Origin of the sequence: Streptomyces lacrimifluminis, from assembly GCF_014646095.1 — a bacterium.
Classification (GTDB): Bacteria; Actinomycetota; Actinomycetes; order Streptomycetales; family Streptomycetaceae; genus Streptomyces; species Streptomyces lacrimifluminis.
Map to the genome: position 1 here is coordinate 1 of NZ_BMMU01000076.1, position 8,049 is coordinate 8,049.

The window sequence follows — 8,049 nt, forward strand, 5'->3', positions numbered from 1 at the left end:
TTCCGTGGACGAACGTGCCGGGCACGGTGATGACGAACGTGGTCACAGGGACTCCTTCCGCAGGTCCGCCGGGCGCCAGGTTCCGCGCGCGGCGGACGGGACATGGCCCGTCCGGACCGGGGTGCGGGCGGCCAGAAGCACGACGCCAAGTCGGTCGGTGCATGCCCCGGCATCGCGTGCCCTCCTGACGTTCGTCCGCTGGTTCCCGGCTCGTACTCGATGCGCCTGCCCCGTCTACGGCCGGGAATGCGGACCTCGTCCTCTCTCCGTTTCCGGGGCACTGTCACCGAGGTGCCGCCCGCTACCACCTCGAACCGGGCGGTGACAGCCCCAACGGGACGCTCTGGAGCGCTGCCCCGTGCACGCTGGGGTCAGCGAGAGGGGAACCGGCACCGGAAGCGGGTCACGCGGGGATGGTGCGGACGGCCGTCCGGTGTCGCAGCGCGAGCCGGGCGCGGCACTGGAGCCGGATGCGGCGGGCACCGTTGAGGACCGAGACGGTGAAGGCCGGCATGGTTGCCTCGCCCGCTACGAAGATCACAACCTGTTCGTGATCCTCGAGGGGAAGCCCCTCGTGCGCCCCACCCGCCTACCGCCAGTGCCGCCGCCGTGTTCTCCAAAAACTCCTCCAACGCGTTCTTGAAGTCGGCGACCGCTCGCGCGGTCGCCTTCAGGTACTCGGGGTCACAGGCTGCGTCCATGGCGGTGATCCTCACATGGGCAACCGCGCACCCAACAGTGTCCGCCCGGGGGTGCGGTGGCAGCGTCGAGCGCTGGCACGGGTGTGGTGACATAGCGGGCGTCGCCGAAGAGCAGGAAGGCGATGGCGGCGGTGATCCCGTCGGGTTCGCCGATGCGCTGCAGGCGGAAGCCGCGTCGGAGGGTAGGTCCGTGATGGTTCAGCTTGTCGGCCGGCCCACGGCTGAGGCAGTCGGCTGAGGCAGTCGGCTGAGGCAGTCGGCGAGCGGCCCAGATGTCGTCCCGCCCATGTCCTTGCTCTTCCTGCGTGGACGTTCACGCTACGCACCGTCGTCGATGTGCAGCGTCCAGCGAGACGTGAAGCCGCTGTGGGATCCGAGCCGGGTGGCAAGTCCGCGCAGCGCCGCGTAGCCGTCGTCCCGTTCATCAGTGTTGCCGACGTGGAGCAGCTGTTCGCAGGGATCGATGAGGTGGGCTTGGACAAGCCCAGGTCCATCGTGGTCCACCGTGCTCGCCCACCAGTCACAGCCAGTCCGGGTAAACGTGACGAGCTGAGCTGCGTCTCCTCCTGCGTGCTGGCAGGTGTCGCGAGCGTGATGGATGGCCAAGCCGGCGCGACGCAGTTCCCGCGCGAGAATGCCGACGTTGTGGGCCGGCGTGTTGGCGAGCCGGTCGCGTGCTGCGCGGGCCAGCTCAGAAAAGGCATAGGACTCGTAGCCAGCGAGGTTGGTGGCGAGGAGGCTTCGGACTTCGTCGGTGCCGAAGAGTTCTGCGACCCGATCAGTGCTCGATCTCATGGTGATCCTTCTTGTCGGCCCCGCGCCGATCACCACCGTCCTCCGCGAGTAGCTCTCACACAACGCTGAGTCATGTGACCGTGGCCACAGCACGGCGGCCGACAGCGTTGACCTGGGCGGGGCCCGTGGTGGCACCGGCTGCGGAGGGGGTCACAGGGCCTGGATGGGTGCGGCGCCCAGGCGGTACAGGCCTCCCTCCTGCAGGACTCTCCCGCCTCACCGCCTTGGTAGGACTCGGTACCGAAGGACGGCACCGGGGCGCCAGCGACGTCCGTCCTGACGCGCGCCGCCAGCTTGTCGCCGGTGCCCCCAAGGGGCTCGTAGCCTGCGTCAGCCAGCGCTGTCCCGAGAATGCTGAAACTGGCAGGCGGGGGCGGCCGATGCGGGAGAAGTGACTCTACGGACTGCGCGGGGGGCTGGCCCTGCCGCGACTGGCCGCTGTTGGTACCAAGCCCCGCCGTCAAACGTCACGCCCGCCCCGGCAGTGAGATCTCCGCGGCAGCCGGGTTGGATAGCGATGCGGCGTGCCAGCCGGAAGCAGGGGGAAGGGATTTGTTCACGTTCCTTGTGCTGGGCTTTGTGCTGGTCGCCCTCGCCATCATCCTGGCCGTCATCGGGGTGCACGCTCTGCTGCTCGGCCGTATGCCCGGTCGATGGCTCCAGCGGCAAGTACGGCAACCCAGATTCTGGGGAGCAGGGGCGATCCTGATACTGATCAGCTGGAACTTGCGCTCCCCACCGCTCCTGGTTGTCGGTGTCGGCCTCATCGCGATTGGACATGCAGTGAAGTCCCCGCGATGACGCCGGCCGTCCCTTGAAGTTAAACGTCAAGCTGACGGCGGCACGGGCGCGGCGGCCTGGCCGACGCGCAACCGGCTGAGCGTGCCCCAATCCCCGGCTGCGTCCGCGCCGCCCATCCCGCCCTCCCTCATCCTCAACTCCAGCCAGGGCATGGCCGAATGGGGTCGCAACTGAAGGGCGCCCGGCCGATCAGACGGCAGCGGCCCGCAGACCTGCGGCCGTCAGCAGCGACAACAGTCCGATGCCCTCGGCCGCGAGGGCATCGGCACCGCCTTGCTCACGGTCGATCACGCACAGAGCCTCCTGCACCTGAGCCCCCAGACCCCGCAGGTCCACGGCCGACAGCACGATCTGTCCACCACTGGTGACCACATCCTCAACGACCAGCACCCGACGGCCGTGAGCCGTCGATGCTCCCGATCCGCAAGGGAGACCTGTATGCCCGAAACCGAAGGGACCGCCCCACCATGTCCACGCTCACCCTGCTCGTCGTCTTGTTGCTCGTCCTGGTCGGCGTCATGGTCTTCGGCAGCCTCGTCTACCTGGCGCACCGCTATCCGTCCTTCCGCGAGCCGCTGCTCGTCGGCCTGGCCGGAGTGGCGGTGCTGGCCGCCCTCGTGACGCCGATCGTCACTCGGTGAACCGGGGTCGGGGCAGCGGCCCAGACCGCGCCCAACATCCCGTCCGGCCTTCACCGTGACCGGCGACGGCCTCGTGTTCGGGATGGTGGGGCCGGGTGACCCGGCGCGGTTCAGGGGCAGCTCGCCGTGCCATCCCATAACCCGAACATGTGTCCTATTCCTCGCTCGCTCGCACTCGCCACGACAGTGGGTGTTCCCACCATGGCTCTTGAACGCACGGGTTGGGTAGTACGACCGGAGCGCCGTGGAGTGGAGAACTGATGGGCGCTCGGGATGGGGGAGGACGCGGTGCGAGCGAGGATGTCCGTGGGCAGGATTGTGTGGATAGCCGTAGCGGTTGCGGCGGCGCTCGGGATCGTGCTGATGACCCCGTTCCTCCTCATGGCGGTGGGGCCGAAGGACGCGGACTGGGCCAAGTTGAGCCAGATCAGCCAGGCATACGGCGCACTGTCGGTCATTTTGTCCGCGGTCGCTCTGGCCGGAGTCGCTGCCTCGTTGGCTTACCAGGCCCGCCAGACCCGCATCGCCACCGAAGAGACGACCTGGACCGCGCACCGGGAACTACTCCTGCTGTCGCTGGCGAAGCCGGAGTTCCTCACCTGCTGGGAGCCTCCGTCCGTTCCGGTGACGTTGGACGAGTGGCGGCGCATCGTGTACACCAACCTCATCCTCCAGGACTGGGAAAAGACGTACACGTTCGGCCTGATGACCGACGCCCAGCTGACCAGGACGTTCGAGCTGCATTTCCAGGGGCAGACCGCGCGGGACCACTGGCGCAACTCACGGGAGAACTATCTGCGCTATGCCGATGCGAACCGGCGGACCCAGCAGTTCGCGCGCGTTGCGGATCGGTCCTACGACGCGGCTGTCGCCGCCGGGCCGGCAGTCTCCGTGGGCGGATACTTCGTCCAGCCGCCCATGCCCGGTCAGCCGCCGCCTGCGTAGGCAGCGCTGCCTCGGGCGACAGAAGCCGCCCATCTCGCTACGGCGCCCGGTGCGCCAGCCCCGCCAAGCCACATCCGCCGCTGTCGCCTGCGCTCCGGCTCGATCGCGCGCTCTGGGTTCCTATTCCGTCGCTGGCCACGACCAGCAGGGTGCCCCAGTTCACACGCAGGCAGCGTCAACGGCGGAACAGACGGCGGCAGCTGACGGTTCATTTGTATGTGGCTGCGGAGGGGACAGTGTCCCCGGGCCTCACCTATAGCCCATGGGGAAGATCGTTCGGCTGAAGCCCCATGGAGCCTTTCGCCGCGAGGCGACCGCCCTCCGCACACCACTACCTGCCGCCCCGGCTGGTCTCCCCCGTCCAGCCGGGGCTCCTTGCTGTCTACGGTGCGCAGCACGACCTTGCCACCGATCGCGTGGGCCGCCGGGCACGCCCGAACCGAACCCTGGAGGCGATGGCAGCGCCACCAGGGTTACGCCCCGTCGTTCCCGGCTCCTGGCCGCCGGCCTCCGCCTGGGCGACATCGAGCAGCCGGTACGCCTGGGTGCGGCTGACTGCCGAACTTCGCGTCGCGGAACGACGCCCAGTCGTAGTAGCCGAGCGGCACCCAGACACGGGCGGAGCGTGCGTCGCGCACCTGGGCGGCGAGTACCGCCATGGACCGACGGACGTCGTCCTCGCCTCTCACAGCCCCGCCGTCACCTCTCGGGCGCATCGGCGTCGTGGCGTCCCGAGCTCATGGACGCATGCTCAGGGGCCGGGCGAGTCCTCGGTCCGGGGCCGGCCTTCGACCGTGCTGGGTCCCTGGCCGAGGTGCCGGACAGTTATCGGGCGATGGACGACCGGTCGGCGCTGAAGGTGCATCTTCTGAGTGCGGGGGCTAGCCGCACGGGTGTGGTTCCTCCTGTACCGCGCGGCGTCCTCGTGAGGTCAGGCGGTGCGCTTCACGTGGCGGACCAGCCACATCAGCAGGGCGTCCAGGTCGACGGCTGCCGAGAGCACCCGGTCGACCGCCTCGGGGGTGTGCAGCCACTCTTCGCAGCCGAGGGGACGGGCGGCGATCAGCGAACGGTGGCGCAGCAGGTTCGCACGGGAGTGGTCCGTCGGATAGCCGCGCGGGGGGCGTTTCATCACGTCCCCGGAGACGTCGTAGCCCTTCTTCCGCACGTCCTCGACGATGGCGGACAGTTCGCGGCCGCTCCTCTCGGAGGCCACGGCTTTGCGGAACATGTCCACCTGGCCGGGATCGGGGTACCACCAGGCGCCCTGGATCCGCAGGCCGTCCAAGGAGAACCGGAGACCGATCTCGATCTTGCGGCCGAGTCGGATCACCGCACCCTGGTGCTGCCACCACCAGGAGTCGGTGCGGTAGTGCCAGACGGAGAAGTCCTCGTACCGGGGGTCGGTGTCCGCGACCTCGTTGAGCAGGGCGATCATCGGCTGCCGGACCAGGCGTTCGCGGTCCGCGCGGTAGCGCTCGCGGGTCGCGTGGGTCGGTTCGCCCTGGAGCTGCCACAAGACGTCCATGGCCTGCTCCGGCCAGCCGGTGAACTGTCCGCGCATGCGCGGAGAATAGCTCACCCATGATCCGCGCGCGCAGAGAGTGAGTCGGGCAGGGGGGCGTAGCCCCAGACAAGAGGGGGGTGCTGCGGCGGGGCTCGCCGGCCATTCGATGTGCCGTGCGCGGTGGGCGAGTTCGTCGAGGAACACGGAGAGTGCAGTCGATGTGGAGCGGGCGGTGAGATTGTGCAGCCGGACTTGAGATCCCATACAGGTGTGGGTTCTCGCCGCTCGTGTCGGATGCCGCCCTTCGCCGCGCTCATGGGCAAGTCGGTGCGGTGGGTATTGCGACCCCTCGGAGGGTCGATAAGCTTGTCGTTTAACTCCTTCAGGGACTGATGTAGTCGCCCCACCAGAAGGTTGCGACGTAGGCCCGTCCAAGTGCCTCTCCGCCTCGCCCGCCCCTGATGTGGACAACGATCAACGCCAGGACGAACCAGGCGGTGAAGCATCCCGCGACGATCAAAGCCACCGTGGACCTGAGGCAAAAGCGATGACGATCAAGGCAATGATCGTCAGGGCCAGTCCGATGTGCCGTCGCTGATATCCGTGCGGGCTTGTTGCCGCCTGTCATGGGTGCCCCCGCTGAAGATCGCGCCGTCCTGCGTCCCAAGTGGGCGTTGCCGATCGTGTGCTCAGCTTTCTGGCGGAGGTCGACGACCAGCAGCGTGACGCCGTGGCCAAGGTGATCGGCGACGCACTGTCCCATGACACGCTCATAGCAGGCGGCCGCTACCTCGGGCGGTTGTGGCTGCGTGATGCCGAGACCACTGCCTGGCATGTTCTGCTCGCCGGGCGCCGGCTGCACGAGGCAGCGGACGACCGTAAGCGGTTCTTCGAGGCGTGGGGCAATGCCTGAGCGGTACGGCCGTGGCTGCAAGGCGGCAACGCGACCACACAACTTGTACAACCATGCGGGGAGTTCAAGCGTCAACGCCCTCGAACACGTTCGCTTTTATTGGTGCAACAGAGAGACGTGGAGACGGTATGACACGCAAGATGGGTAGAGCTCTAGCAGTGACTACCGCTGTGGTCGGCCTTTCGGCACTGGCTATCGGGCCCGCGTTTGCGGTACCGGTGTCCTCCTATCAGGGTGACGATTTCGCAAGGCTGTCTTACGCAGGTCTGGGCGGCCACACCACCGATATCGTCGAGGTATGCGACCGCGAGGCCGATGGCCACGGCGTCTACGTCAAGGTCTGGAAGCGGGACGGGTACGAGGAGTTTGGGGACGCCAACGGGTCAGCATCCCCGTGCAGCTCTCGAAGCTACCGCGCGAACTGGATTACCTCCATCCAAGTCTGCGAGACCCATACCGGTCCTGACGCGTGCGGCAGGCGCGAGGTCGCGTAAGTTTCGCCCCAGCATTAACCGCGCCGAGAAGCCGTTTCTCAACCGATCTTGGAACGTGCAGGTCAAGCAGGGTTCCTGGTCGGGTGATCCTGCGGTGGCGGGGGAATGAAGGCAGGGCCTCTCGGTAGCTCGGGGATGCGAATCGAACCGAGCAACGCTGGGAGGCCCTACGCGTGGATCACGTCATGGAAGTCGGCGCCACGGTAACCCTGGTCAGCCCCAAGGCTTCGGCGTAGTCGCGTGCTGTCCGGTTCACGCGGATTTGCCACGTGGCTTCGAACGAACACGGCCCCCATCATGGCTGTGGCGTTGTTCGGCGCCACGGTCTTCGCGGGTGGAACGATTGTCAACGTGACCGTCCATATCCGCCGCTGACCACCCTGGTCAGGCCCGGATAGCACATGTATCGGCCCGTCCCGGCAGCGCGTATGCCGGGACGGGCCGAAACACGTTCGAGGGCGTGTCAGTCGAGCCAGACGATGTCCACGACGTACAGGCGTCCGGCCGGGCGGTTGATCCAGTAGACGGCCGTGAGCTGTCCGACCGAGGCGGCACGGACGTCCTCGCCTTCGGGGTCGCGGGCGTTGAAGGGCGGGAACGACCACGGGTCGCGGCCGGCGATGTCCAGGACATCCCTCAGCATCTCGCGTGCGTGGTCAGGCAACTCCTTCACGGTGCCTGCAGCCTGTGGTGACAGGCGTGCAGGCCAGGGCGGGCGGGCGTCGCTCACGTACGGGCTCCGAGGACCTGGTCCAGGTCGATGCCGTCGGAGTCATCGCACCCGCCCGCGAGGAACGCGTCGACAGCCGGGGCGGAGGCGAGGCGGGCCCGCCAGGTGCGGACGACGTCGTGGACCGGGGCGAGGCTGAAGGAGTGCCGGGCGTCGTCCAACGCGCGTGCCCAGTCCTGCTCGAACGCGGGCACCCAGGTGTCAGCACGCCGGTCGGCACGCAGCTCCTGGAGCAGCTGGGCGGCGGCCGCGGGGGCCGGCGGGGCGGGGGCTTCCTCGGGCTGCGCGCTCATCGGATCCTCCTGGCGGGTCGTATCGCCACCGTACGCGCGGTGCAGAGCCGCAGGAGCGGCCATGGGCTGATTCCTTTCCGGGGACCGGTCAACTCACTCCCTGGCGCCATAGATCCGTCCACAGAACGACCCTGGTCATCTCGACGCCGCACACGAACCCGAGCACGCTTAGAGAGCAACTGATCTGGTTTACAGGTGATTTGGGGCGTTCGTAGTGACTGTGGCGGCG

Annotated in this window: 9 protein-coding genes; 3 read left to right on the top strand and 6 right to left on the bottom strand. The window is 67.9% G+C overall.

What is annotated here, in order from left to right:
- Window positions 1–403 precede the first annotated feature (403 nt).
- From IEY89_RS39600 to IEY89_RS39610, 3 genes are all read right to left on the bottom strand, one after another.
- Window positions 404–541 (bottom strand): hypothetical protein, encoded by a 138-nt coding sequence (locus IEY89_RS39600; protein WP_189152368.1) that lies wholly within the window; start codon window positions 539–541, stop codon window positions 404–406.
- A gap of 478 nt (window positions 542–1,019) precedes the next feature.
- Window positions 1,020–1,496 carry a hypothetical protein gene (locus IEY89_RS39605; protein WP_189152369.1) on the bottom strand — a complete coding sequence of 159 codons (477 nt, stop codon included), beginning with the start codon at window positions 1,494–1,496 and terminating at the stop codon, window positions 1,020–1,022.
- Window positions 1,497–2,486: 990 nt separating this feature from the next.
- Complete coding sequence (locus IEY89_RS39610) at window positions 2,487–2,687, bottom strand: hypothetical protein (RefSeq protein WP_229695723.1); 201 nt, start codon at window positions 2,685–2,687, stop codon at window positions 2,487–2,489.
- A 77-nt stretch (window positions 2,688–2,764) separates the two neighbouring features.
- Here IEY89_RS39610 and IEY89_RS39615 point away from each other — a divergent pair, with 77 nt between their 5' ends.
- Window positions 2,765–2,938 (top strand): hypothetical protein, encoded by a 174-nt coding sequence (locus tag IEY89_RS39615; protein ID WP_189152370.1) that lies wholly within the window; start codon window positions 2,765–2,767, stop codon window positions 2,936–2,938.
- A 306-nt stretch (window positions 2,939–3,244) separates the two neighbouring features.
- Complete coding sequence (locus tag IEY89_RS39620; RefSeq protein ID WP_189152371.1) at window positions 3,245–3,883, top strand: DUF6082 family protein; 639 nt, start codon at window positions 3,245–3,247, stop codon at window positions 3,881–3,883.
- A 931-nt stretch (window positions 3,884–4,814) separates the two neighbouring features.
- Here IEY89_RS39620 and IEY89_RS39625 read toward each other — a convergent pair.
- Window positions 4,815–5,447, bottom strand: a complete 633-nt coding sequence (locus IEY89_RS39625; RefSeq protein WP_229695724.1) for a DUF2461 family protein — start codon at window positions 5,445–5,447, stop codon at window positions 4,815–4,817.
- A 628-nt stretch (window positions 5,448–6,075) separates the two neighbouring features.
- Between IEY89_RS39625 and IEY89_RS39630 the strand changes: the two genes are divergently transcribed.
- On the top strand, window positions 6,076–6,303 hold the full coding sequence (locus IEY89_RS39630) for a hypothetical protein (RefSeq protein WP_189152372.1): 228 nt from the start codon (window positions 6,076–6,078) through the stop codon (window positions 6,301–6,303).
- A 957-nt stretch (window positions 6,304–7,260) separates the two neighbouring features.
- Here the strand turns inward: IEY89_RS39630 and IEY89_RS39635 are convergent.
- Together IEY89_RS39635 and IEY89_RS39640 are read right to left on the bottom strand one after the other, a co-directional pair.
- Window positions 7,261–7,470: a hypothetical protein gene (locus IEY89_RS39635; protein WP_229695725.1), complete on the bottom strand. Its 210-nt coding sequence runs from the start codon at window positions 7,468–7,470 to the stop codon at window positions 7,261–7,263.
- 53 nt (window positions 7,471–7,523) lie between these two features.
- Window positions 7,524–7,883, bottom strand: coding sequence for a DUF6247 family protein (locus IEY89_RS39640; protein ID WP_229695726.1), 360 nt, complete (start codon window positions 7,881–7,883; stop codon window positions 7,524–7,526).
- Between the last annotated feature and the right edge of the window lie 166 nt (window positions 7,884–8,049).

Bases quoted from the DNA above. Each gene is read 5' to 3' on its own strand.
- IEY89_RS39615 (WP_189152370.1), top strand. From the start codon at position 2,765: ATGTCCACGCTCACCCTGCTCGTCGTCTTGTTGCTCGTCCTGGTCGGC.
- IEY89_RS39640 (WP_229695726.1), bottom strand. From the start codon at position 7,883: ATGGCCGCTCCTGCGGCTCTGCACCGCGCGTACGGTGGCGATACGACC.
- IEY89_RS39605 (WP_189152369.1), bottom strand. From the start codon at position 1,496: ATGAGATCGAGCACTGATCGGGTCGCAGAACTCTTCGGCACCGACGAA.
- IEY89_RS39625 (WP_229695724.1), bottom strand. From the start codon at position 5,447: ATGCGCGGACAGTTCACCGGCTGGCCGGAGCAGGCCATGGACGTCTTG.